We start from the raw sequence: 23,749 nt of genomic DNA, 5'->3' as shown, positions 1-23,749 counted from the left end.
TCAATGGCCTGCGCGGACAGTTCCTCAGTCCGTTTCTGGGCCGGCGCAGTAGAAGCAGGTGTTGGCGTCGCAGTCGTCAGCGGCTGATGCTGTGGATGACTCGTCGCCGGCAGCTTCGGCATAAATTGTGGTTGTCATGGCGAGGCCGCACCGCTGCTATTCGCCGTACATCAGACTGTCGAGGAACGAGTCCAGCTGCCGGCCCGTCGTGGAAGTGTTCCCGCGGGCGGTGACGGGGTGCGCCTGCTCGAGGTAGAGGCCCTCCCAGGGGGAGCAAACCAGTGCACCGGATTCGACGGCGGCCGGCACCGCCGGAGCCGGCGCGGACGTGGCCGGCGCGGACGTGGCCGGCGCGGACGTGGCCGGCGGCCCTGCAACCGGGAAGGCGGCCCGCTGGGCAGAGCGGTGCCCCCAGCCGAAGGCGCTGGCGATAGCCCGGTGACCTGCTGAGATGGACATGGTTCCTTCCCTTCTGCCGTGCGGCCCGGCACATCTGCGTACCGACCGCTTCTTGTCTCTGGATGTTTCCAATATGAACGTGACGTTCATTTAATGAACGTTATTTTATTGTGGCACGGCTCACCTTTCCGCGCAAGAGTTACGCGGGGCGGCTATGGTGCGCCGCCTAGTGCGTACTGGCAGCCGACCCGTCCCGCACCACCACCGGCCTGTCCGAGCTGCAGACCATAACCCTGCCGCGGCCTCCCGACTGGATCACCCAGAAGACGCTGCGGTCCACGGCGATCATGTCGATCCGCCCTGCGATGACCCGGCCGTCCCGCAGGAGCACCCGAACGGCATCCTGGCGTGAAAGTTTCGACCAGTCGGGCACCGGGGCCACCGGCAGGCGGTTGACGTGGCTGGCTGGAGTTGGGGAATGTAGGCGCATTTTCCTGATCCAAGGAGTAGATGTGGAGATTAGCAGGTGTTCAATAATTGAACGTGGCGTTCATACTAGAAGTGATCCACTTCACCGTCAAGCCCGTCCCCCGGGCGCCTTGCAAAAAACCGTGACTCGGGCCACAATGGAGGCACGTTCAGTAAATGAACGTGACGTTCAACTTTACTCGGTGGCCAAAGGCGGCTTCCGATGCCCAGAAACCCAGGGAGCCTGCTCCCCGGCAGTCCGCAAGGAGCCCACCATGAGCACCGTTCACCGCATCCTGACCGCATTCGCCCGCTCCGGCCGCCCCCTCTCCGGGGGCAGGCGGGCAGCCGGCGTGGACGCCGGTAGGGGTGCGGGCCGGCAGACGGCGGGCTCCGACGTGCTGACCTGCACCCCTTGGGCCGGCCTGTACGTTGAGGGCCCTGCAGCCTCCTAAGGCAGCGGAGTTTTAGACATGACCCATTGGCGCCAGAAGGCACGGCCGAAGACGCCCAGGAGGACAGCTGACGTCCTTCGCGAACGGGACGAAAGACGAACCGCAGCCCTGATCGCCTGCATCACGGAAGTGAGCAGCAGCGAGGGCCCGGAGAGCGTCACCCACCGGCGGGTCGCCGAGCGCGCCGGAATCCCCGTTCGGTACGTGGAGTGGAAGTACCCGTCCCGGGATCACCTGATCGCGATGGCGAACGCCGGATAGCCGGCACAAGGGCTGGGCGGCTGGATCTGATGGCTAAATCAGGGCCTAACAGCTAGGACAGGGCCTTGGAGATGTCCAGCGCAGCCTGGCGCAGCTGATCGATCGTGTCAGGCAGCTGGTCCGACTTGAGCCGCTGCACAGGGCCGTTGATCGAGAGTATGCCGACCACCGCATCCGCTGCGTCGCGGACAGGACACGCGACCACAAACAGGCCTTCTTCGAGTTCGTCGTCAAGGATGGCGTAGCCCTGCTCCCTGACCTGGTGCAGTTCCTTCACCAGGGCTTTCCGGCTGGTGATGGTGTGCGGAGTGTAGGACTCCAGCTTCTCGGGCAGCTCGGCCGCGACCTGCTCGTCACTCAGTTCGGCCAGCAGGACCTTGCCCGTGGCGCTGGCGTGAATCGGATAGGTGCCCCCGAGGTAGACGTGGGACACGTTCAGGTAGCGGGAGGCATAGGCCTCGGCAATCACGTCGTAGGCCAGTTCACCCCGCACCATGGCGAAGCTGAATGTCTCGTTGAGCTTGGCCGCGTACTCGTCCAGGACTGGCTGGATCCTGGCCACGGCGCCGGTATACGGGTCCGCGAGCCTGCCCAGCCGGGCCATCTGCCACCCCAGCAGGTAACGGTTGTCCACGCGGTCCACGAAGCCCGTCTGCTCCAGGCTCAGCAGCAGACGGAAGGCCGTGGGGCGCGTCATGCCTACGGCCTGGGCCAGTTCCGTGACGGTGATGCCCTGCCGGTGGCGGCCGAGTTCACTCAAAAGCACCGTCGCTTTGATGACGGACTTGTTGGTCAGGTCTACGGATTCGTCGGGGCTTGAGGCTTCGGTCCCTTGTGCTTCATCTGCTTCTGCTGCGCTTCGTCCCGCCGCCATGTCCGCTCCCGGTTCGCGTTCGCTCAGGGCCGTGGCCCGTGCTGTCCATCCCATCCTATGCCCTTTCAAGTACCGAACGGGGTGTTCAGGCGAGAGCTGCGGGTGCGAAGGACTCCCCCTCCGCCGGCGGCCCCGGCACGCCGGGAGCGCGGGACATGCCGAAGGGCGCCCTGCCGGCGTAAACCGGTGCAGGACGCCCTTCCTTCACGTGAGCCGTACGGGCCTCGGTGCTAGCTGCCCGCCTTGACCATGGGGGCCGAGGTGTCGCTCAGGCTCAGGCCCTTGGTTTCCGGGGCAAGGTACTGCGAGATGACAGCACCCAGCACACAGATGCCGGCCGCGATGAGCATCGTGGTTCCCACACCCAGGCTGTCCACCGACATCGGGAGGATGAAGGTTCCGGCTGCTGCGCCGATCCGCGAGAAGGCGGTGGCAAAGCCGACGCCCGCCCCGCGGATTTCCGTGGGGAAGACCTCACCCGGGTAAACACCGGTCAGGGCGGTGGAGATGGCATTGAAGAAGGAGAAGGCGATGAAGCACACCAGGATGACCAGGGGCGAGACGTGGGAGAACAGGCCGATGACCACGAGGGCGACGGCGGCGATCCACATCGGGGGAATGGACAGTTTTCGGCGGCCGACGCGTTCAATGAGGAACATCGCCGCCAGGGAACCGGCCACCACGACGCCGTTGAGCAGGAGCGCTCCGGCCAGGCCGTCCTCAACGCCCAGGCTTTCCAGCACGATGGGCGCGAAGGTGGCGATGGCAAAGTACGGGGTCACGTTGCAGACCCAGTACATGCAGACGAAGATCGTGGCGTTGCGGTACTGCGGGGAGAAAAGCTTGCCGAAACTGGGGCGCTGGGGCTTCTCGTATTCGAGGTCGCGGACGTCATCCTCTTCCATGAACTCGTGGGCGATGGCGAACGCCTCCTTGGTACGCCCCTTGCTGATGAGCCAGCGCGGCGACTCCGGGGAGCCCAGGCGAAGCAGGAAGACGATCAGCGAAGGAATGGTGCTCATGCCCAGGATGATGCGCCAGTCGGCGTCGATCGACGTCGACATGTAGTAACCCACGGCATACGAAAGCAGGTAGCCGACGTACCAGGCCACTTCCTGGAAGGCCATGAGCTTGCCGCGCAGCCTGGCCGGTGAGAATTCAACCAGCAGGGGCCAGCCGATGGCGTAGTCGGCGCCGATCGCCATGCCCATGAGCAGGCGGATCAGGAACAGCTGCCACGCGTCCGCGACAAAGAACTGCGCTGCGGAGCCAAGCAGGAAGATGGCCAGGTCCACGATGAACATCGGCTTGCGCCCGATCTTGTCGGCCAGGTATCCGCCGATCGGGCCACCGAAGAAGATGCCGATCAGGGCGGAGGCGCCGATCAGGCCCTGCCAGGTGGCGGAAAGGCTGAGGTCGGACGTCAGGGCCGGCATGACGAGCCCGATCCCGCCCAGGATAAAGCCGTCGATGAACATGCCCCCGGCGATCACCGCACTGAGCTTGTACAGGAACCGCTTCTTCTGCGGATCCTGTGCGGCTGATGTCTGTAGAGACGGCCCGGGGGCCGGTGTAACAGGTGTATTCACGAAGGACTTCCTTGTAGATCGTGCCAATTCATGGGGGAACGACGCCGGCGGTATCAGCACGGCGGCAGTTGGGGAGGTTGAAGCGGTTCGACTTGTTCATCTTTCGAACGTCGTGGTCAAAAATATGGCATGCGCCACATCTGGTGTCAATAGACCCTCCGTAACGTGCATCACCACAGGAAACCCCTTGACAGTGAGTTGGCTTACACCCTAAATTGAACGCAGTGTTCATCTTATGAACGTTGATCCGATACGCTGTCGCCTAGTCCGGCACGAGTCCAAGGAAGCACCGCTGCCATGAAAAACGCACCACTGAGCCTTTTCGCTTTTGACGTCTTTGCCCCAAGCCACCTGACTTCCGGTTCCTGGCGGGCCGATGGCGACCAGGGCCACCGCTACACGGACCTGCAGTACTGGACGGGCATCGCGCAGACCCTGGAGAAGGCCGGTTTCGACGGGATCTTCTTCGCTGACAACGTCGGTTACCACGATGTTTACCGCGGCAGCGGCGATGCTGCCCTGCGCGACGCCGCACAGTTCCCGATCAACGACCCCACCGTGCTGGTCAGCGGCATGGCCGCCGTGACGAAGCACCTCACCTTCGGTGTGACCTGCTCGGCAACCTACGAGCCGCCCTACCTGCTGGCCCGCAAGTACAGCAGCCTGGACCACCTGACCTCCGGCCGCGTGGGCTGGAACATCGTGACCTCCTACTCCGAGGCCGCCGCCCGCAACCTCGGCAAGGAACAGCAGCTGTCCCCGGCCGAGCGCTACGACATGGCCGACGAGTACATGGACGTCGTCTACAAGCTCTGGGAAAGCTCCTTCGAGGAGGACGCCGTGGTCCGCGACGCCGCATCCGCGACCTACATCGATCCGGCCAAGGTGCACCAGATCAACCACTCCGGCCAGCACTTCACCGTCCCCGGTTTCCACCTCTGCGAGCCGTCCCCGCAGCGCACCCCGGTCCTGTTCCAGGCCGGCGCGTCCTCCCGGGGCATGGAATTCGGCGGCAAGCACGCCGAAGCCGTCTTCCTCCAGGGGACCTCGGTGGAGGGCACCGCGCGCAGTGTGGCCAAGCTCCGCCAGGCCGTGGCCGACGCCGGCCGCGACCCCCGCGACGTCAAGGTCGTCATCCTCCTCACCGTCATCGTCGCCCCCACCGACGAAGAGGCGCAGGCCAAGTACCGCAAGGCGGTGGAGACCGCACCGATCGACGGGATCCTGGCCCGCTTCAGCGGCTGGACCGGCATCGACATGTCCGAATACGAACTGGACACCCCGCTGGCCTCCGTCAACACCAAAGCCGGCCAGTCCATGGTGGACATGTTCTCCAAAGCCGACCCGGACCGGGACTGGACCCCGCGCCAGATCGCCGAGTTCCTCGCCGTCGGCGGCACCGGCTCCACCATCATCGGCTCCCCCGAAACCGTCGCCGCAGAGCTGCGCCGCTGGCGCGACGAAGCCGACATCGACGGCGTCAACCTCAGCTACATCACCAAGCCCGGCAGCTGGGAAGACTTCATCGAACTCGCCCTGCCCGTGCTCCGCGCCCAGGGCCTGATCGCCGAAGCCCCCGCCGCGGACCAGGAACCGGTCACCCTGCGCGAAAAGCTCTTCGGCCAGAAATACACCCTGGACGGCCACCCCGCCACCGCCCACCGCACCAAGCACCTCAGCGAAGCCGCCCGCTAAGCCGGCGCCTTAACAGATACATCAACGAAAGATACTTCAATGACTGAACAGACTGACGTCGTCGTCATCGGTGCCGGCCTGGCTGGCCTCACCACCGCCCGCGAACTGAGCAACCGCGGCCACAAAGTGGTCGTCCTGGAAGCCCAAAACCGCCTCGGCGGCCGCGTATACACCGAACGCCGGCTCGGCCAGAACCTGGAACTCGGCGGCAACTGGCTGCACTGGACCCAGCCCCACGTCTGGGCCGAGGTCACCCGCTACGGCCTGGAAGTCTCCCGCGGCCCCCGCTCGGAAGAGACCTACTGGCTGGCCGGCAACGAAGTCCGCCGCGGCAACCTGGACGACTTCATGAAGCTGATCGACCCCGGCATGACCCGGCTGCTGGAAGACACCGTGAAGTGGCTGCCCCGCCCGGACGCACCGCTGACCGTGGAAAACCTGGCCGAGGTTGACCAGTACAACCTGCAGGAAATCCTGGACAAACTCGACCTCTCCGAAGACGAGCGGAACGCCAACGAGGCCGCCTGGGTCGGCCACTTCAACGCACCCCTGAACCAGTGCGCCTACGTCAACGCCCTGCGCTGGACCGCCGGCTCCTCCGGACACTGGCACCTCATGCACGAAGCCTCCGCGATCTACCGCCTCAAGGACGGCAACGACACCCTGGTCAAGGCGATCGCCGAGGACAGCGACGCGGACATCCGCCTCGACTCCCCGGTCACGGCCGTCCGCCACAACGCCGACGGCGCCACCGTCACCTACGGCAACGGCCAGGACATCCAGGCCAACAAGGTGGTCATCACCCTGTCGCAGAACATCCTGCACAAACTCGATGTCCAGCCCGCCCTGTCCGAGGGCAAGCTCGCCCCCAGCCGGGAAAGGACCGCATCCCAGGGCGTCAAGGCCTGGATCCGGGTCAAGGGCCCCATCAAGCCGTTCTTCGCCTACTCCGCCCAGGACAAGCCGCTCTCAGTCATCCGCACCGAATTCGTCAGCGACACCGACGCCGTCCTGGTCGGCTTCGGCGCCGACGCCAACCGCATCGACGTCACCGACCCCGTCCAGGTCCAGGAAGCCATCAAAGTCTGGCGCGACGACCTGGAAGTCCTCGAAGTCACCGGCCACAAATGGGGCGAGGACCCCTACGCCGAGGAAACCTGGCAGATCCAGCGCCCCGGCCAGCTCACCAAGTACCACGCCGCACAGCAGGCGTCCGAAGGCGCACTGCACTTCGCCAGCAGCGACACCGCCAACATCTGGGCCGGCTTCTTCGACGGCGCCATCGAATCCGGCCTCCGCGCCGGCCGCAACATCCACGCAGAACTCAAGGCCGCGGCAGTGAAGGAAAAGCCATGAGCGCCCCCGTCCTGGAAACCAGCCGGATCGATTCCGACACCTACCGCGCCGTCATGCGGCACCTGCCCACCGGTGTCGCCGCGATCTGCTCCACGGACCCGGTCACCGGAGCCCAGAACGGCATGATCGTGGGAACGTTCGCCGCACTGTCAATGGAGCCGGCACTGGTGACATTCAGCGTGATGCACTCCTCCACGAGCTGGCCCAGGATCGCCGACGCCGGGACCTTCAGCGTCAGCCTCCTCGCCGAGGACCAGCAGCAGGTGTGCCGGGCACTTTCCGCCAAGGGTGAGGACAAGCTCAGCAACGTAGCCTGGTCCGAATCCGCGTGGGGCACCCCGCACCTCGACGGTTCCCTTGCCTGGTTCGACTGCCGGATTGAACAGCAGTTCACGGCCGGGGACCACGTCGTCGTCATCGCCAGTGTCCTGGACATGACTCCTGCTGACGGGGCTTCCGCCCCGCTCATCTTCCACGGCGGCCGCTTCGGCAGCTTCCGCGAAACCGCCTGAACGCAAACCACCTGATTCAATCCATCTGATCCATCCATCTGATCAAGGAAGACTGACATGGATATCACCCCCTCGGCCGAGAAGACGCCGGACAGCGACATCACCCCCGCCCTGTACCGCCAGATCCTGGGCAAGCTGCCCACCGGCGTCACCGCCATCACCGGAGTCAACGACGACGACGAAAAGCTCGGCCTCGTCGTCGGCACCTTCCAGTCCCTGTCACTGGAGCCCCCGCTGGTCATGTTCTGCGTGGACAAGTCCTCCTCCAGCTGGCCGAAGCTGCGCAAGCTGCAGAAGTTCACCGCCAACATCCTCTCCGACGACCAGATCAGCATCTGCAAGTCGCTCTCCCGGAAGGGACCGGAGAAGTTCGACGGCCTGCCCTGCGAGCCCGGCCCCCTCGGAACCCCGCACCTGGACGGCGCCACCGCCTACATCGACTGCGTCGTCACCGCCGAGGTCGTCGTCGGCGACCACTACATGGTGGTCGGATCCGTCACCAACATGAGCGAAGGAACCGGCGACGCCCTGCTCTTCCGCGGCGGCAAGTTCGGCCAGTACCTGCCCATCGAAATCCCCGCCCCCGTGCCCGCTGCACCTGCAGCACCGGAAAACGAACCCGCAAGGAGCGCATCATGAGCCGCCGCGACACCATCCTTAAGGCCTGGAACGGCGCCTGGGGCGACGGCGACCTGGCCGCGTTCGAACAGCTCCTCGCACCCGGCTACATCCGCCGCTCCAAGACCGGCAGCGAGGACTACGCCAGCCTTCGCAAGACCATCGAGGCGATGCACACCGCGTTCCCGGATTCCAGCACCGAAATCCTGGAACTCATCGAGGACGGCCCCAAGGTGGCCGTGCACTGGCAGACCACCGGCACCCACACCGGCGAATTCATGGACGTCCCCGCCACCGGCCGCAGCATCGCGGTGACCGGCGCCTCCTTCCTGACCTTCGACGGCGACAAGCTCGCCGAGGAATCGGTGGTCTGGGACCCCCGGGAACTGCTTTCCGCCCTCGGCATCTGGCACCTCGGAGCCGGCAACGCCTAGGCGTACTGCTGCCGGAACCGCCCTTTCTCTTCTGTTTTCGATCGCCCAGGAGGCGCACCAAATGACACTTCACGGACATTCCCTGATCGCGGGCGAGACGACGCCCGGTACCAGCGGCACGGCCCACGGGATCAACCCGGCCACCAATGAACAGCTCGAACCGGCCTACACCCTGATCAGCGAAAAGCAGCTGCAGGAAGCCACTGCAGCTGCCGCGGAGGCTTTCGACTCCTTCAGCGCCCTCGACCCGGAGCAGCACGCGCGGTTCCTCGAGGCGATCGCCGAAAACATCGAGGCCATCGGGGACGAACTGATCGAACGGACTTCGATCGAAACGGGGCTGGGCCTGGACCGGCTGCGTGGCGAACGGGCCCGCACCACCGGCCAGCTGCGGCTTTTCGCCGACGTCGTCCGCCACGGCGATTTCCGCGGCGTCCGCATCGACCCCGCCATCCCCGACCGCACCCCGCTGCCCCGCGCCGACATCCGCCAACGCCAGATCCCCCTCGGACCCGTCGCCGTGTTCGGCGCCAGCAACTTCCCGCTCGCGTTCTCCGTCGCCGGCGGCGACACCGCCTCGGCCTTCGCCGCCGGCTGCCCCGTGATCGTCAAAGCCCACAACGCCCACCCCGGCGCCGCCGAACTCGTCGGCCAGGCCATCACCAAAGCAGTCAAAGACCTCGGCCTGCACCCCGGCGTGTTCTCCCTCGTCTACGGCTCCGGCGCCAGCATCGGCCAGGCCCTCGTGGCCGACCCGGCCATCAAGGCCGTCGGCTTCACCGGCTCCCGCGCCGGCGGCACCGCCCTGATGCGCACCGCCGCCAACCGCCCTGAGCCGATTCCGGTCTACGCCGAAATGTCCTCCATCAACCCCGTCTACGTCTTCCCCGGCACCCTCGAAGGAGACGTGGCGGCCCTCGCCACCCAGTACGTCGGCTCCGTCACCGGCAGTTCCGGACAGCTCTGCACCTCCCCCGGACTGGTCTTCGTGCCCGAAGGCGACGCCGGCGACCGCTTCACCGCCGCCGTCACCGGGGCCGTCAGCGAACTGTCCGGCCAGACCATGCTCAGCGGCGGCATCGCCACCGCCTGGCAGCACGGCCACGACGCACTCGAAGCAGCCCCCGACGTCGAACTCCTCGGCCGGGGCACCAAGGGGCCGGGCGAAAACTCCCCCGCCCCGGCAGTCTTCACCGCCAACCTGGACGTCTTCATCAACAACCCCGTCCTGCACGAGGAAATCTTCGGTGCCGCGTCCCTCGTGGTCCGCTACAAGGGCATCGAGGACCTGATCGAGGCCACGGGCAAGCTGGAGGGACAGCTCACCGCGTCCCTGCACATCACCGAGGACGACTACGCCGCCGCCGCACCGCTCATCCCGACCCTGGAACGCAAGGTCGGCCGGATCATCGTCAACGGCTGGCCCACCGGCGTCGAGGTCGGCCACGCCGTGGTCCACGGCGGCCCCTACCCCGCCACCTCGGACGCCAAGACCACCTCGGTGGGATCGCTGGCGATCGACCGCTTCCTGCGCCCGGTTGCCTACCAGAACTTCCCCGACCAGCTCCGTCCTGCACCCCTCCAGGACGCCAACCCCTGGCAGGTCAACCGCCTCATCGACGGCAAGCCCGAACAGGCCAACTAACAGCACGCCCAGCAACAACCCCCAAACTTCCGGCCCCGGACAGGCTCCCGCAACAGATACCGTCCGGGGCCGGAGAACCACCACCGGCACACAAAGGACCATCATGACCACCATCGCGCTTGAAGAAATCGCGGGCACCCTCCGGGCCGCCCGGCTGCAGGGCCAGCCCATCGCAGCCCCCACCGAAACCTGGCCGTTCCTCGACGCCGATGCCGCATTCGAGGTGCAGAAGATCAACGTCAGCCACGCCGTCGAAAACGGCGACCGCCTGGTGGGCTACAAGCTAGGCAACATCGCCAAGGTCATGCAGGACGCCTTCGGCCTGGACCAGCCGGACTACGGTCACCTGCTGGCCAGCAGCTTCGCCTACGAGGGCACCACCCTGAAGCTGGACTCGTTCATCGAGCCCTTTGTGGAACTCGAGCCCGCTTTCGTCCTGAAGGGGCACCTCGGTGGACGGAACACCACCATCGCCGACGTCATCAATGCCATTGACTACGCCTTGCCTGCCATCGAAATCATCGACTCCCGGGTCAGGAACTGGGCGATCGGACTTCCGGACACCCTGGCAGACAACGGCTCCACCGGTGCGATCATCCTGGGCGGCACGCCGCGGCACCTCACCGACCTGAACCTCCGGGATACCCGCGGCGTCCTGCGCTTCAACGACCGGGAAGTCATCTCCGGCACCACCGGCAACATCCTCGGCAACCCAATCGCTGCCCTGGCCTGGCTCGTCAACCGCCTGGCGGATTACGGCGTCGAATTCGAACCGGGACAGGTCATCCTGCCCGGCAGCTGCCTGCAGGCCGTTCCCATGAGGGAAGCCGGCCGCTGGTCGGGCACGTTCGAGGGCTGGGGCACGATCGAGTTCGATGTAAGCCCGTAGCCAGACCCGGACCCCCGGGCCAGGAACCAAACCGGTGTGCCCGCTTCGTGTCCCTGAGGGACGATCCGGACCCACTGACCAAACCGAGCAATTTATCCAAAGGACACACGGTGCGCCTGGCCAACATCGCCAACCGGCTGACACTCGTCACGCCGAAGAACGAAGTCGTCGACATCCCGCAGGAGACAGGTGGCCGTTTCAGTCCTTCGATCCAGGCCTGTTATGAACGCTGGGATGAGCTGCTTGAGCTTGCCCCCACGCTCGAAACAACATCCGGAAGGCCCCTGGCCGGCGTCCCGCTCGAGGACTTCGGCAACCCGGCGCCGCGTCCCCGGCAGGTGTTTGCGGTCGGGCTCAACTATGCGGCCCACGCTGCCGAAGCCTCGCTTGCGGTCCCCGAGGACCTCACCGTTTTCACAAAGTTCTCCAGCTCCCTCGCCGGCCCGTACGGGACCGTCACGCTTCCGGCGGGGACCGTCGACTGGGAGGTCGAGCTCGTAGCGGTCATCGGCCGCGGCGGAGCGAACATCCCTGCGGACGAGGCGTGGAGCCACGTCGCGGGAATCACCATCGGGCAGGACCTGTCCGAACGGACCATGCAGTCAGCCGGACCCGCGCCGCAGTACAGCCTTGCCAAGTCCTTCCCCGGTTTCGGCCCGGCCGGCCCGCTGCTGGTCACGCCGGACGAGTTCGAGGACCCGGACAGCATCGAACTGGGCTGCGCCATCAACGGCGAACAGGTCCAGAAAGGCAACACCTCGGACATGGTCTTCCCGGTTCCCGAGATCATTGCCCGGCTCTCCAGGGTCACCCAGCTGTTCCCCGGAGACGTCATCTTCACCGGCACGCCTCCCGGAGTGGGAGTCGGCCGCGTGCCCCGGCGCTTCCTGGCCCCCGGCGATGAACTCGTCACCTACATGCGCGGCGTCGGCGAGATGCGGCACAGGATGCAGGCCCCCTCCTAGGCACCCGCAACGGACGCCGGTGCCCGCCTCGGGCCCATGATGGTGCGGGGAAACCGCTCCGGCGCCGGAAACTAACCGGGCGCTAACGGGCAGGAAATACGTGTGCAACATTGCCGCGCCACACTGGATGTGCCGGCAATTGCAGGCACCAGCTCCAGCTCAGGAGGCCACGCCATGTTGAAGGAAGCCAAACCCCATATCACCCGGGTCCGCGCCCTGGACCAGCTGCACCGCGGCGACGAGATCGAGGCCCGCCTGTCGGTGGGCCCAAGCTATGACGACGTCATCATCCGCCGCGGCAGCGTCCAGGAGACCGCCCCGGGCATCGGCGTCGTGTGGATCATGGATCACCATACGGGCATGCGCAAGGCCATCAATACCGACGAGTGCAGCGTTTGGCGCGTCGCCTGAGCCACTTAGCCGCCAGCCACGGACTGAATAATCAGCACCTCCTGGCCGGCCGAAACTTCCGTTTCCAGGCCGCTAAGACGCCGGACCTCCTCACCGTTCACGTAAATATTCACGTGGCGGCGGAGCGCGCCCGTTTCGTCCCGCAGCCGCCTGGCGAGCACCGGGTATCCCCCGGTCACGGAATCCAGCAACCGTCCCACCGTCACCGTCCCGTCGGCGGGTGTAGTCAGTATGGACTGCCCGCCGGCGAGCGGCTGGAGGACACTGGGAAGGACCACGCTGATCTCAGCCACAGCACATCCTCACGCGGAACATCGTCACGCCACAGCCCCTGCCTTTACCGGGGCACCCGCCACGACGGCAGCGCGGACGCACAGCACATCCGGCAGGTGGGACGCCACCTCCGCAAAGGTCTCACCTTCATCCGCGCTGGCGTAGACCGCGCCGCCGCGCGTGCCGAAGTACACCCCGGCGGGTTCAGCGGAATCCACGCTTGCCGCATCACGGAGCACGGCATTGAACTCTGATTGCGGCAGTCCGGAGTCCAGGCGCTTCCACGTCGCGCCGGCGTCGTCCGTTCTGTGCACGGCGAGCTTTCCGTCCGGGGGGATGCGTTCGCCGTCGGCCTTCAGCGGAACAACCCAGGCAGTGCCGGCCCGCCGGGGGTGCGTCAGCATGACGAACCCGAAATCAGCCGGAAGGCCTTCAGCGATCGATTCCCAGTTCTCGGCGTTGTCGTCAGTGCGGTACACGCCGTGGTGGTTCTGCGCGTAAAGGCGGCCTTCGACGGCGGCATCAGCCGCGATCTTATGCACGCACTGGCCGAATTCCGGGTTGGGATCGGGCATGAAGTAGGCGGAGATGCCTTTGTTCCGCGGCTCCCAGGACGTCCCGCCGTCGAGCGACCGGTACACGCCTCCGGTGCTCATGGCCACATGCACGTTGTCGCCGGAGGGGTTGACCACGATCGAGTGGGCGGCAGCGCCGCCGTAGCCGGCACCCCACTCGCTGCGGTGCGGATGGTCCCACAGGCCGCGGTTCAGCTCGAAGTGCTCGCCGCCGTCGGTCGATTTCCACACCGAAATAGGCTCGGCACCGGCCCAGACCACTCCGGGACGGGAGTCGGCGTCAGGGTAGATCTGCCAGATCCGTTCCACCGCGGCGTCGGTGCCCTCGGGGAACTTGATGGCACCCTGTTCGGGCTCGGTCCAGCTGGCGCCGAGGTCATCGGAATGAACAACGGTGGGGCCCCAATGCTCGGACCGCACCCCCACCATGATGCGGGTGCGCCCGTTCCGGGTATCGATGCCGATGCTCGGTACCTCGCTCATCAGGAAATGCGGACCGGACAGGGACCACTGCTTGCGGTCCTGGCTGGTGGCCAGCCACAGGCCTTTTTTGGTCCCGATTGCTAAGACGAAACTCTCAGGGGCAGTCATGCACCCCATGCAACCACTCCGCTGGAGGGGGTGCAATGGTTTTGGCTGCTCCGGGATGGGCCGGTCCGCTGCCGGCAGTACTAGGACCCGATGCCCGCTCCGTCTTTGGCGCTGCCGGATCTGGAGGTGCCGGACTTGGCCGTCCGGCGGTTCCGCAACCACCGGCGGAGCAGGTCGGCGGCCGCCAGGACGCCGGCAAGGGGAGTCAGGACGGCGGCGCCGTAGACGAAGAGCAGCCAGGTCAGCGTGGCGATCGGGGGCTGGCTCCGGCTCAGCAGCGACAGTCCGCCGAACAGCCCCGCGACCCAGAAGAGCACCACCAGCGACAGCACGGCCGCTGCCGGAAAGTACTCGTTGCGCACCACCCTTTTCAAGGTTTCCACCACTGATCCTCCTGCGCCTTGCTTCCCCATGAGTCCAGTATGCGACGCAGAGCCAGTGCACCGCGGACGGCACGGCGAACGTGTGATGAATACAACCGCCGCCAGGCGGGACCTGCAATCTGTCAGTCCCAGGGTCTACACTGGATCATCGAACATATATTCGAAAAAAGGTGTGTCGTGGGCGTGATAATCGGTCCCCGCGTGATAGAGGCGGGACTCTCCCTCCGGCTGGTGCTGGTCTCCCCCGTGGCGGTGGCCGCGGGATTCCCGTCCCCCGCCCAGGATTACTTTGACGGGCGCATAGACCTGAACGAGCACCTCATCAAGGACATCACCAGCACCTACATCGTCCGGGTGGCCGGCGACTCGATGGAACAGGCCGGCATCAGCGACGGTGACGAGCTCATCGTCAACCGGGCGCTCGAGCCGCGGGACGGCTCGGTGGTCGTCGCAGTGCTGGATGGGGAGCTCACCATCAAGCGCCTTAGGGTCACCGCGTCCGGCGTAATCCTCCAGGCGGCCAACCCCCGGTATCCGGACATACGGGTCCCCGCCCTGGCTGACCTCACCATTTGGGGCGTGGCCACAAGGTGCCTGCACCATGTCTGAGGGGCGGCAGCAGATAGCGCTGGTGGACGTGAACTGCTTCTACGCCAGCGCCGAGCGGGCCTTCGACCCCTCCCTCGAGGGCAGACCCCTGGTGGTGCTCTCCAACAACGACGGCTGCGCCGTGACCCGCAGCCCGGAGGCCAAAGCCCTGGGGATCAGCACCGGCGAACCATGGTTCAAGATCGCGCCCCGGGCCAAGGAATGGGGTCTGGTTGCCCGCTCCAGCAACTACGAACTGTACGGCGACATCAGCGCCCGGGTCATGGAACTGCTGGGACGCTATTCGGCCTGGCTCGAGGTGTACAGCATCGACGAGGCTTTCCTGGGCATCAAGGGCACCCCCGGACAGGTGCTGGCACTGGGCCGGACCATCAGGACCACCGTCCAGCGCAACGTCGGCGTGCCTGTGTGCGTTGGCATTGCCGGCACCAAGACGCTCGCCAAGCTGGCCAACCGCTGGGCAAAGAACAACCCGGCCCTGGGCGGGGTGTGCCGCTGGGAGTCGATGGATCCGGAGGCGCGCGCACTGCTCATGGCCCGGCTGCCGGTTTCGGAGGTCTGGGGTGTTGCCGGCCGGCTGGAAAAGCGGCTGAACGCCCTGGGGATATTCTCCATCCTGGAGCTCAGCCGGGCCGACCCCGTGATGGTGCGCGACCGTTTTTCGGTGGTGCTGATGCGCACCGTACTCGAGCTCCGCGGGACACCCTGCATGCCACTCGAGGAGGAACGCCTCGGCCGAGACCAGCTGATCTTTTCACGCTCGTTCTCCACTCCCCTGACGTCGCCGGCCCAGTTCCGCCAGGTGCTGAGCGTTTACGCCCAGCAGGCCAGTGCCCGCCTGGCCCGCCACCGGCTCCAGGCCAAGGTCCTTACTGCGTTCGCCGGCACATCCCATTACAACCCGAAGGACAGGTCGTTTCCATCCGTATGCATTCCGCTGCCCATGCCCACCTCTGACCCGGTACTGCTCACCAGGGCCGCGCACGCGCTGCTTCCCGTGATCCAGGACGGCGTCAAATACGCGCGGGCCGGCATCATGGTCACCGACCTGCGGCCTTCCGGCAACCAGCCGGCCCTGGATCCTTTCACCAATCCGCATGAGGACCGCGGCATCGGACCGCTGGTGGAGGAAATCAGCCGGAAGTACGGCAGAGGCAGCATCGGGCTCGGGTTCGCAGGTTTGAAGAGCGGCCTCGACTGGAGCATGAAGCGGGGAATGCGCTCCCCGCGCTACACGACGCACTGGGATGAGCTGCCAGTGGTGCGCGCGGCCTGAACCAGCGCACCCTGGTTCTCAGTCCACGAACTCGGACTGCGTCTCGATGAAGTCCCACTCCGCCTCGGTCAGTACCGCCTGGGGGGTGTCCGGGTGCGGACCTCCCGCCTGGGCAATCCCCTCCATCACAAACTGCGGAACATCACCGGCCCGCAGGTTCTCGCGAAGCCATTCCTTGCTTTTCAGGTCCAGATCAAGCCACCACATGTGAATCTGCATTGGACGCCGCCTTTCTACGTCTCCACGCTAGGCTCGCCGCGCCCGGGTTTCAAGGGAAAGCGCAGGCCTCTTCACCGCCCTCTCCACCGCCGTCACCGCATCCGCACCACCGGTTGCAAACGGTCCCTGAGCTGGGCGAAGGTGTGGCTGGCTCTGGTGTTTCCCGACGTCGCGGGCAGACAATTGACTATGGATGCAGAGCATTTCAGCGGCCCGCCTCCCCTTATCGTGGGCATGGTTCCCGGGCAGCATCCTGAGGTCCTTAGGACCGCCGTCAACCTCGCCCAAAAGCTGTCCGCCCCGCTGCTGTGTGCGTACGTGGACGAGGCAAGCTATCTCGTGGAGTGGGATCCGGCGCGCTCCGCACACCGCCTCTCGCTGCACCCTGACAGGGACGACGACGATATCCGTTCCGTAACTGCGGAGCTGAAGTCGGCCATCACGTCGGCCGTCCAGAACGGCGGAACGGCATGGACTTTGCGCACCCTGGCCGGTGACCCTGCCCGGGCCCTCGGCAGGCTCGCGTCCGAGGTCAATGCTCCGATGATCATCGTGGGCACGCCCGAACGCGGCTTCGGACACCGCCTGACGGAATTCCTGAACGGTTCGGTGGCTGCCTGGCTGACCCACCACCAGAGCCGGCCCGTGCTGGTAGTCCCGTTCCGGATGGCCGCGCACCAGGACACGGCGGAATAGCTGGCAGTCTGCCCTGCTCTGCCACTGGCTAAACCGGCATGTGAAAGTAAAGCGAAAGTAGTTATTCGAGCCGGTGGCCAACGTGGCTACCGGCAAGTAAGCTGAGTCAGGCAGCCGATCGTGAGGCCGCCCAAAAGACCGCTCCGGAGTGCGTATCCCCCAATAACGCGCTCCGGAGCTTTTTTGTTGCCCGAAACCGGCCCTGAGGGCACCCGCGTCCGCCGCACGCCCAGAGCGCCCGTTGCTTCCACTCCTGCACATTCCCTTTGCCGGGGCATGGCTATGTCCGGTCACCTTGACGCATACCCCCTAGGGGTATATCTTGGGGACATGGAGACTTCTGATGGAGGGACGCCGGCGGCGTCCAATGAAGAAGCGATTGCTGGATCCGCGCAGCACGGCTACACGGGGGACAAGGACGCGTACCTGCGCAGGCTCCGGCGGATCGAGGGCCAGGTCCGGGGAATTGCCCGGATGGTCGAGGAGGACAAGTACTGCATCGACATCCTGACCCAGGTCGCGGCCGTAACCAAGGCCCTGCACGCGGTCAGCCTGGGCCTCGTGGAAGAACACATCGGCCACTGCGTCGTCGGGGCGGCCGCCGAACCGGATCCGGACCTGCGGGCTGAAGCCATCGACGTTAAGGTCAAGGAAGCGGCGGGTGCCATCGGGCGCCTGCTCCGCTAACGGCACACCACCACCTACCCGGCTGGCCAACCCGGCCGGCGCACCAATGAGGAGCCAGCTATGAGCACCATCTCCACCAAAGTCCACGTCTCCGGCATGACCTGCGGGCACTGCGTATCAGCGGTCAGTGAAGAACTTGAGGCACTGTCCGGCGTCGAGGAAATCGACATCGACCTCAATGCGGGCGGCATCTCCACCGTCACCATTACCTCCACCGAGAAGCTTTCACCCGCGGAAATCGGCGAAGCGGTGGCTGAGGCCGGCTACCTGGTGGTGGCCAACGAGGCGTAGCCCCCCAGCACTGAACACGATCCATACCACCAGCACGACCAGACAAGGACCGGCCATGGGCACCGAACACCCTCCCGCAGGCACCGCCAGCCGGGTGATCGAACTCGACGTCGAGGGCATGACCTGCGCCTCGTGCGTAAACCGGGTGGAAAAGAAACTGGCCAAACTCGACGGCGTCCAGGCCACGGTTAATCTCCCTCTGGAGAGGGCCCAGGTGACAGTTCCCGAGGGCATCACGGACCAGCAGATCACGGACCAGGTAGCCTCCGCCGGCTACAAGGCCAGGATCAGGAAGCCTGTTTACGAAGACCACGAGACAGCGCCCGCCGCGACCCTTGAGGCCACCAGGCCCGCCGAACACGCGGCGGCGGAGCACGAAGACCACATGAGCCATGGCGGCAAAGCGTCCGAACTCAAGCCGCGGCTGCTGGTGGCGGCGGTCCTGGCCGTGCCGGTGTTCCTGATCTCGATGTTCCCTGCCTTCCAGTTCCCGAACTGGGGCTGGGTTGTGGGCGCCCTGGCGCTGCCGGTCGTGAGCTGGGCGGCGTGGCCGTTCCACCGGGCGGCCGCCGTCAACGCGCGCCACTTCGCCTCCACCATGGACACCCTGGTGTCGCTCGGCGTCATCGCCGCCTACCTGTTTTCCGCCTGGCAGCTCCTCGCCGAACCCCGCCTGACCGAGCACCCCGGCATGGAACAGATGGGCGGGGCGGGTTCCGGCGGCCTGTACTTCGAGGTGGCCAGCGTGGTCACCGCTTTCCTTCTGCTGGGCCGGTTCCTGGAAGCGAACGCCAAGTCGAAGGCCGGGGACGCGCTCCGGGCCCTTCTGGACCTGGGGGCGAAGGATGCCTCAATTCTGGAAAACGGCGCCGAGGTGAAAATCCCGGCCAGCCAGCTGGCTGTCGGGGACCTCATCATCGTCCGCCCCGGTGAGAAAATTGCCACGGACGGTGTTGTGGCTGACGGCATCTCGGCCGTGGATGCATCGCTGGTCACCGGCGAATCAATTCCGGTGGACGTTGGTCCGGGCACCCCTGTCACCGGCGCCACCATCAACACGTCCGGCCGGCTGCTGGTCCGGGCCACCCGCGTCGGGGCGGAAACCACCCTCGCCCAGATGGGCAGGCTCGTGACCCAGGCGCAGACCGGAAAGGCGCCGATTGCCCGGTTGGCCGACCGCATCAGCGCAGTTTTCGTGCCGGTGGTCCTGGTCATCGCCGTCCTCACGTTCGCCGGATGGCTGCTTGCTGCCGGAGCGGACATCACCGGGCCGGAGCTCCGCTCCGCTTTCACCGCGGCCGTGGCCGTGCTGGTTATCGCCTGCCCCTGCGCCCTGGGGCTGGCAACGCCCGTCGGCCTTCTGACCGGGACCGGGCGCGGCGCCCAGCTGGGCATCCTCATCAAGGGCCCGCAGGTCCTTGAAGACACCCGCACCGTGGACACCATCCTGCTGGACAAGACGGGGACCGTCACCAGCGGGCAACTGTCCGTCGACGCCGTCGCGGCCTTTGCGCCGTTCAGCGGACCGGATGTCCTGCGGTTCGCCGGAGCGGTCGAGGCAGCGTCCGAGCATCCGATCGCGGCGGCCATCGCAGCGGCCGCCAGGTCCGAGGTGCCGGCCATCGGCCTGCCGTCAATCACCGGCAGCGGCAGCCAAAGCCACAGTGCAGCGCACGACGGCGGCACCCTTCCCGCCGTCGTCGGCTTCCGTTCCGCCCCCGGCGGCGGAGTGTCGGGGACCGTTGATGACCGGCTCGTGGTGGCCGGCCGCAGCGGCTGGCTGCGGGAGAACGGCGTCGGCATCACGCCTGAGCAGGACCGGGTGCTCCGCGACGCGGAAGAGTCGGGCGCCACAGCCATCTGGGTGGCCGTGGACGGCGAAGCTGCCGGCATCATCGAACTGCGGGACACGGTCAAGGCTGGGTCGGAGGCGGCTGTCGCGCGCCTCAAGGCCCTGGGACTGCGGCCCATGCTGCTCACGGGGGACAACGCTGCGGTCGCACAACGGGTGGCTGCCGCCGTCGGAATCGCCCCGGACGATGTCTTTGCCGGGGTCCTGCCCGAAGGCAAGGTGGAAGCCGTCCGGCGGCTGCAGGCCGGCGGTGCGACGGTGGCCATGGCCGGTGACGGGGTCAACGACGCCGCGGCACTGGCGCAGGCCGACCTCGGCATCGCGATGGGTTCCGGCACGGACGTGGCAATCGAAGCTGCCGACCTGACCGTGATGGGCAACGACCTGGGCCAGGTGGCCACCGCGATTGAACTGTCGCGCCGCACGCTGGCCACCATCAAGACCAACCTGTTCTGGGCCTTTTTCTACAACGCGGTGGGCATCCCGGTGGCGGCGCTTGGCCTGCTCAATCCGATGATTGCCGGCGTGGCGATGGCGGCGAGTTCCGTACTGGTGGTGGCCAACTCGCTCCGGCTGCGCCGTTTCGGCAGGTAGTACCCGTTTCGGAAGGTAGTACCCGGCCCCTAGGCCGTTCCGAACCGGACGGCCGCCCGGGCCTTCGCCTTGGCCGCTTCCTCGTCGCGGTCCCTGGCCGGGGCGTGGGTCACAAGGGAGTCGAGCAGGTGCTGGGTGACGTGCGCAATCTCGTGCACAGCGTTCTCAAAGGCCTCCTCGTTGGCCTTCGAGGGCTTGGTGCTCCCGCTGATTTTGCGCACATACTGCAGCGCGGCGGCGTGGATCTCCTCCGACGTCGCATGCGGTTCGAAGTTGTGGAGGGTACGGATATTCCGGCACATACCCTCATGCTAGGCTCTGGAACGCCGAGGATCGACCCTTCCAGCCCGGTTTTGGCGGGCACGCGCCCGTGGGGAGGCCTCCATGGGGAGCGCTGCCCATCGACACTCTTTCGGGCGGAGGGATAGTTTTTAGGCAATGGATCTTCCGGACGAGCCGGAGGCCACGGGGGATGCCGACTGGATCGGGTCCGTTGATTAAGAGGAGATACGTCATGGCTTTGTTGGGTGCAGATGTTGAAGCGCTGCGGAACCTGGGCACCAGGCTCACCAATGGTTCGAATGAAATCCAGAACCAGAAGAACCAGCTGAACAATACGCTCGACGGCGTCGACTGGAGGGGCCCGGACGCCGACGCGTTCCGCAACGACTGGAGGAGCAACCACCTTCCGGCCCTCGACAGGATTGCGCAGGCCCTGGAAGAGGCGGGCAGGCAGGCTGGCCGCAACGCCCAGCAGCAGGAAGACGCTTCCCGCGGCTAAAGCCGGGAGCACCGGAGGGCCGGACGCAGCGAGCGTCCGGTCCTCCGGCTTTTAAGCAGTCCGTCCATCTGCCGGTCCGGCTATTTTCTTGCCGGACTGACAACTCAGGAGGGCGGGTGCAACTCAGGGGACGGGCTCGACGTCGTTCGCGTGGTCAAGCGGTCGGGCCGCCACTGCCTTATCCCCGGTATGCTCGCCCGGTTTGGCTCCCCGGAGCTCATCGACCCGGACGCACAGCACCCCGCCGACGATCAGCAGCCCGCCGGCGAGCTGGATGGCACCGGGCAGTTCGCCCAGCAGCAGCCAGGCCCAGAGCACGGCAAACAGGACCTCGGTGAGGGAGACGAAAGAGGCCACCTTGGTGCCGAGCGCGCGTGCGGCCACGATCCCGGAAACGTATGCCAGTACGGTGGCGAGCACCACGAGGCCTGCCAGCGGAACCCACCACGCCGTGGTCCAGGCGCCGAGCTTGGTGTCCGCCGTGCTCATTGCCATGGGCAGGATGCCGGTGGCCGCTGTCAGCCACATGACGGCGGCTCCCACCAGAAGCCCGCCGGAGGCCAGGACGATGGGCGGCAGGGTGTCGTTCTCCTTCGCCGTGAGGAAGAAGTAGATGGCCAGGCAGACAGCCGCGGCGAGGCCCCAGAGCACGCCGACGGCGTCCACCTTCACCGAACCGGTGAGGTCCAGGACAAGCACCAGCCCGCCCAGGGACAGCAGCGTGCCGGCGATGGTGAGGGAGCGTGGCCGCTTCCGGCTGGCCGCCCAGAGCCACAGCACGATCAGTACCGGGCCGAGGTATTCAAGCAGCAGTGCCACGCCGACGGACAACCGGGCCACCGCGTTGAAGTAGAACAGCTGGCAGCCGGCGACACCGATCAGTCCAAACAGGAAAATCGTGAGCCAGTTGGACCGCAGCTGGTGCCAGCGGCCGCGAAGTGCCACAACGGCGGGAATTGCGAGGATGAGTGCCGCACCTGTCAGCCGGGCAGTGACCGCAGCTCCGGGCGTCCAGCCGCTTTCCAACAAGGACTTGGCGAAGGAGCCCGAAAGCCCGAAGATCGCCGAGGAGAACAGCGCAATGCCGAGTCCTGAGGCCAGGAAGCCGGAGGGCTTCGCAGCGGCCTTGGTGGAGGCCGGGGCAGTGGCCTTGGTGGTTGCCTGGCTGGTGGCCCGCACCGGGGTTGAGGATGTCTGCGTCGCGGTGGCGCGGTTGGTCGATGCGGGCACGGATGCCTCCCGTCAGGAGTAAAGTGGGGTATTGGTCCTGACACTACGCCCCCGCACTGTAAGGAGTCAAGATGGTCTTTGCCCCTGACACGGAGCTGTCACTGCGCTTTGTGGTGAACCTCATCAATTCAGCTGCCAACGGTGACGAGAACCTGCCCACGGTGAAGGACCTGGATGAGTTCCTGGAGCAGGAGGGATTCAGTGGTTTTCGCACGCATGACGCGGCCGAGCTGGCAAGCGTCCACGCGCTGCGCACCGAACTGGCGAGGCTGTGGACGGCGGATGAGGATACTGCGGTGGCCGGCGTGAACCGGCTCCTGCGCGAGGCCCACGCGCTCCCCCAGCTGCTCAAGCACGACCAGTGGGACTGGCATCTGCACGCCACCACCCGGGATGCACCGCTGGCAGACCGGATGGGGACCGAGGCCGCCATGGCGCTGGTGGATGTGATCCGCAGCAAGGAGATGGACCGCATGCTGGTGTGCGCGGCCGATGACTGCGACGCGGCCGTCCTGGACCTCAGCCGCAACCGGTCCAAAAGGTACTGCGATACCGGAAACTGCGCCAACCGTGCCCACGTGGCCGCCTACCGGGCGCGCCGCGCCAGCGGAGAGTAACGCGGCCAGCGGAGAGTAGAGGCGCAACCGGAGAGTAGAGGCGCCGGGCAATTACCCGGCGCTGGCGGAAAGTAAGCGTCAGGCGTTAGGAGGCGCCGCCGTCGGACCTGGAATCATCGGTTCCCGATGCACCGGGGGCGCCCGGGACGTCCGGGCGGTTCTGGTTTGCCGGACCGCCGTGCCCCTGCGAGGGCTTCCGGGCAGAGCTCAGGTTCACGCCGGAACCTTTGCCGAGGTGGGCGGCATTGTCCTTGTAGCTCATGGACAGCATGGCGGCGATGACGAGGGTGACGATGAAGGCGATGCCGGCGGCTGTGAAGGCCAGGTCGAACCGCGGGGACCTGGCGCTGCCGCCGGAGGCGAAGATCAGCACCGCGAAGAATGCCACCACGGCCCAGAAGGCGGAGAACATCAGGGGCCCCTTCACCGAGGTCCGCAGGTTGCGCGGTGCTCCTGGTTTCTGGTCTGCCAAGGTGATTCCTCCCGCGCGGGCGGCGCGATGCA

29 protein-coding genes and 1 pseudogene are annotated in these 23,749 nt (G+C 66.3%); 19 read left to right on the top strand and 11 right to left on the bottom strand.

From position 1 onward, the window contains the following. Positions 1-156 precede the first annotated feature (156 nt). Both ACFUTU_RS02750 and ACFUTU_RS02745 read right to left on the bottom strand, forming a co-directional pair. Entirely contained in the window at positions 157-459 is a 303-nt protein-coding gene (locus tag ACFUTU_RS02750) for a hypothetical protein (protein ID WP_377960379.1), read from the bottom strand. 166 nt (positions 460-625) lie between these two features. Continuing rightward, the gene (locus ACFUTU_RS02745) at positions 626-889 is read right to left on the bottom strand and encodes a hypothetical protein (protein ID WP_377960377.1); all 264 of its coding nucleotides are present in this window, start codon (positions 887-889) and stop codon (positions 626-628) included. 253 nt (positions 890-1,142) lie between these two features. Here ACFUTU_RS02745 and ACFUTU_RS02740 point away from each other — a divergent pair, with 253 nt between their 5' ends. Continuing rightward, a complete protein-coding gene (locus ACFUTU_RS02740; protein ID WP_377960375.1) occupies positions 1,143-1,322 on the top strand; it encodes a hypothetical protein in 180 nt (59 codons plus the stop codon). Between the two features lie 18 nt (positions 1,323-1,340). Continuing rightward, complete coding sequence (locus ACFUTU_RS02735; RefSeq protein WP_377960373.1) at positions 1,341-1,583, top strand: hypothetical protein; 243 nt, start codon at positions 1,341-1,343, stop codon at positions 1,581-1,583. 52 nt (positions 1,584-1,635) lie between these two features. On the opposite strand, the gene ACFUTU_RS02730 is transcribed toward ACFUTU_RS02735, so the two are convergent. Beyond that, entirely contained in the window at positions 1,636-2,511 is an 876-nt protein-coding gene (locus tag ACFUTU_RS02730; protein ID WP_377960371.1) for an IclR family transcriptional regulator, read from the bottom strand. Positions 2,512-2,687: 176 nt separating this feature from the next. Next, entirely contained in the window at positions 2,688-4,046 is a 1,359-nt protein-coding gene (locus ACFUTU_RS02725) for an MFS transporter (RefSeq protein ID WP_377960369.1), read from the bottom strand. A 297-nt stretch (positions 4,047-4,343) separates the two neighbouring features. Here ACFUTU_RS02725 and ACFUTU_RS02720 point away from each other — a divergent pair, with 297 nt between their 5' ends. The 9 genes and pseudogenes from ACFUTU_RS02720 to ACFUTU_RS02680 all read left to right on the top strand — a co-directional run bounded on the left by ACFUTU_RS02720 (position 4,344) and on the right by ACFUTU_RS02680 (position 12,571). Beyond that, positions 4,344-5,741, top strand: coding sequence for an LLM class flavin-dependent oxidoreductase (locus ACFUTU_RS02720; protein ID WP_377960367.1), 1,398 nt, complete (start codon positions 4,344-4,346; stop codon positions 5,739-5,741). Positions 5,742-5,759: 18 nt separating this feature from the next. After that, a pseudogene (locus ACFUTU_RS02715) lies at positions 5,760-7,097 on the top strand (flavin monoamine oxidase family protein); the annotation flags it as partial. Continuing rightward, a complete protein-coding gene (locus ACFUTU_RS02710; protein WP_377960365.1) occupies positions 7,094-7,609 on the top strand; it encodes a flavin reductase family protein in 516 nt (171 codons plus the stop codon). The pseudogene ACFUTU_RS02715 and the gene ACFUTU_RS02710, both read left to right, overlap by 4 nt. Positions 7,610-7,666: 57 nt before the next feature. After that, complete coding sequence (locus ACFUTU_RS02705) at positions 7,667-8,248, top strand: flavin reductase family protein (RefSeq protein ID WP_377960363.1); 582 nt, start codon at positions 7,667-7,669, stop codon at positions 8,246-8,248. After that, positions 8,245-8,661, top strand: coding sequence for an ester cyclase (locus ACFUTU_RS02700; RefSeq protein WP_377960361.1), 417 nt, complete (start codon positions 8,245-8,247; stop codon positions 8,659-8,661). The genes ACFUTU_RS02705 and ACFUTU_RS02700 overlap by 4 nt, the downstream gene beginning before the upstream one ends. A gap of 61 nt (positions 8,662-8,722) precedes the next feature. After that, positions 8,723-10,306 carry an aldehyde dehydrogenase (NADP(+)) gene (locus tag ACFUTU_RS02695; protein ID WP_377960359.1) on the top strand — a complete coding sequence of 528 codons (1,584 nt, stop codon included), beginning with the start codon at positions 8,723-8,725 and terminating at the stop codon, positions 10,304-10,306. A 103-nt stretch (positions 10,307-10,409) separates the two neighbouring features. Beyond that, a complete protein-coding gene (locus ACFUTU_RS02690) occupies positions 10,410-11,195 on the top strand; it encodes a 2-keto-4-pentenoate hydratase (RefSeq protein ID WP_377960357.1) in 786 nt (261 codons plus the stop codon). A 110-nt stretch (positions 11,196-11,305) separates the two neighbouring features. Then, on the top strand, positions 11,306-12,160 hold the full coding sequence (locus tag ACFUTU_RS02685) for a fumarylacetoacetate hydrolase family protein (protein ID WP_377960355.1): 855 nt from the start codon (positions 11,306-11,308) through the stop codon (positions 12,158-12,160). 174 nt (positions 12,161-12,334) lie between these two features. Next, positions 12,335-12,571 (top strand): hypothetical protein, encoded by a 237-nt coding sequence (locus tag ACFUTU_RS02680; RefSeq protein ID WP_306920070.1) that lies wholly within the window; start codon positions 12,335-12,337, stop codon positions 12,569-12,571. Positions 12,572-12,576: 5 nt separating this feature from the next. Here the strand turns inward: ACFUTU_RS02680 and ACFUTU_RS02675 are convergent, their stop codons facing one another. The 3 genes from ACFUTU_RS02675 to ACFUTU_RS02665 form a co-directional block, all read right to left on the bottom strand. Further along, entirely contained in the window at positions 12,577-12,864 is a 288-nt protein-coding gene (locus ACFUTU_RS02675) for a MoaD/ThiS family protein (protein ID WP_377960353.1), read from the bottom strand. Between the two features lie 24 nt (positions 12,865-12,888). Beyond that, a complete protein-coding gene (locus ACFUTU_RS02670) occupies positions 12,889-14,019 on the bottom strand; it encodes a WD40/YVTN/BNR-like repeat-containing protein (RefSeq protein ID WP_377960351.1) in 1,131 nt (376 codons plus the stop codon). Between the two features lie 71 nt (positions 14,020-14,090). Further along, a complete protein-coding gene (locus tag ACFUTU_RS02665) occupies positions 14,091-14,393 on the bottom strand; it encodes a hypothetical protein (RefSeq protein WP_377960349.1) in 303 nt (100 codons plus the stop codon). A 177-nt stretch (positions 14,394-14,570) separates the two neighbouring features. Between ACFUTU_RS02665 and ACFUTU_RS02660 the strand changes: the two genes are divergently transcribed. Beyond that, positions 14,571-15,002: a LexA family protein gene (locus tag ACFUTU_RS02660; protein ID WP_377960347.1), complete on the top strand. Its 432-nt coding sequence runs from the start codon at positions 14,571-14,573 to the stop codon at positions 15,000-15,002. Continuing rightward, positions 14,995-16,278, top strand: coding sequence for a Y-family DNA polymerase (locus ACFUTU_RS02655; protein ID WP_377960345.1), 1,284 nt, complete (start codon positions 14,995-14,997; stop codon positions 16,276-16,278). Before ACFUTU_RS02660 ends, ACFUTU_RS02655 begins: the two co-directional genes overlap by 8 nt. Before the next feature lie 18 nt (positions 16,279-16,296). Here the strand turns inward: ACFUTU_RS02655 and ACFUTU_RS02650 are convergent, their stop codons facing one another. Beyond that, on the bottom strand, positions 16,297-16,497 hold the full coding sequence (locus ACFUTU_RS02650) for a hypothetical protein (RefSeq protein ID WP_377960343.1): 201 nt from the start codon (positions 16,495-16,497) through the stop codon (positions 16,297-16,299). A 189-nt stretch (positions 16,498-16,686) separates the two neighbouring features. Between ACFUTU_RS02650 and ACFUTU_RS02645 the strand changes: the two genes are divergently transcribed. From ACFUTU_RS02645 to ACFUTU_RS02630, 4 genes are all read left to right on the top strand, one after another. Then, a complete protein-coding gene (locus tag ACFUTU_RS02645) occupies positions 16,687-17,193 on the top strand; it encodes a universal stress protein (protein ID WP_377960341.1) in 507 nt (168 codons plus the stop codon). A 330-nt stretch (positions 17,194-17,523) separates the two neighbouring features. After that, entirely contained in the window at positions 17,524-17,880 is a 357-nt protein-coding gene (locus ACFUTU_RS02640; RefSeq protein ID WP_377960339.1) for a metal-sensitive transcriptional regulator, read from the top strand. A gap of 60 nt (positions 17,881-17,940) precedes the next feature. Next, positions 17,941-18,171: a heavy-metal-associated domain-containing protein gene (locus ACFUTU_RS02635; RefSeq protein ID WP_377960337.1), complete on the top strand. Its 231-nt coding sequence runs from the start codon at positions 17,941-17,943 to the stop codon at positions 18,169-18,171. A 55-nt stretch (positions 18,172-18,226) separates the two neighbouring features. Continuing rightward, a complete protein-coding gene (locus tag ACFUTU_RS02630) occupies positions 18,227-20,617 on the top strand; it encodes a heavy metal translocating P-type ATPase (protein ID WP_377960335.1) in 2,391 nt (796 codons plus the stop codon). Between the two features lie 29 nt (positions 20,618-20,646). Here the strand turns inward: ACFUTU_RS02630 and ACFUTU_RS02625 are convergent, their stop codons facing one another. Next, complete coding sequence (locus tag ACFUTU_RS02625; protein ID WP_377960333.1) at positions 20,647-20,919, bottom strand: DUF2277 domain-containing protein; 273 nt, start codon at positions 20,917-20,919, stop codon at positions 20,647-20,649. A 212-nt stretch (positions 20,920-21,131) separates the two neighbouring features. On the opposite strand from ACFUTU_RS02625, the gene ACFUTU_RS02620 reads away from it, so the two are divergent. Then, positions 21,132-21,398: a WXG100 family type VII secretion target gene (locus tag ACFUTU_RS02620; RefSeq protein WP_377960331.1), complete on the top strand. Its 267-nt coding sequence runs from the start codon at positions 21,132-21,134 to the stop codon at positions 21,396-21,398. Positions 21,399-21,521: 123 nt separating this feature from the next. Here ACFUTU_RS02620 and ACFUTU_RS02615 read toward each other — a convergent pair whose 3' ends face one another. Further along, on the bottom strand, positions 21,522-22,499 hold the full coding sequence (locus tag ACFUTU_RS02615; RefSeq protein ID WP_377960423.1) for a DMT family transporter: 978 nt from the start codon (positions 22,497-22,499) through the stop codon (positions 21,522-21,524). A gap of 200 nt (positions 22,500-22,699) precedes the next feature. Here ACFUTU_RS02615 and ACFUTU_RS02610 point away from each other — a divergent pair, with 200 nt between their 5' ends. Further along, positions 22,700-23,245 (top strand): CGNR zinc finger domain-containing protein, encoded by a 546-nt coding sequence (locus tag ACFUTU_RS02610; RefSeq protein ID WP_377960329.1) that lies wholly within the window; start codon positions 22,700-22,702, stop codon positions 23,243-23,245. Positions 23,246-23,330: 85 nt separating this feature from the next. On the opposite strand, the gene ACFUTU_RS02605 is transcribed toward ACFUTU_RS02610, so the two are convergent. After that, positions 23,331-23,717: a hypothetical protein gene (locus ACFUTU_RS02605; RefSeq protein WP_377960327.1), complete on the bottom strand. Its 387-nt coding sequence runs from the start codon at positions 23,715-23,717 to the stop codon at positions 23,331-23,333. Positions 23,718-23,749: the final 32 nt, after the last annotated feature.

This window comes from Arthrobacter sp. NPDC057388 (assembly GCF_042668165.1).
GTDB lineage: Bacteria > Actinomycetota > Actinomycetes > Actinomycetales > Micrococcaceae > Arthrobacter.
This window is presented reverse-complemented; position numbering and strand designations above follow the sequence as displayed.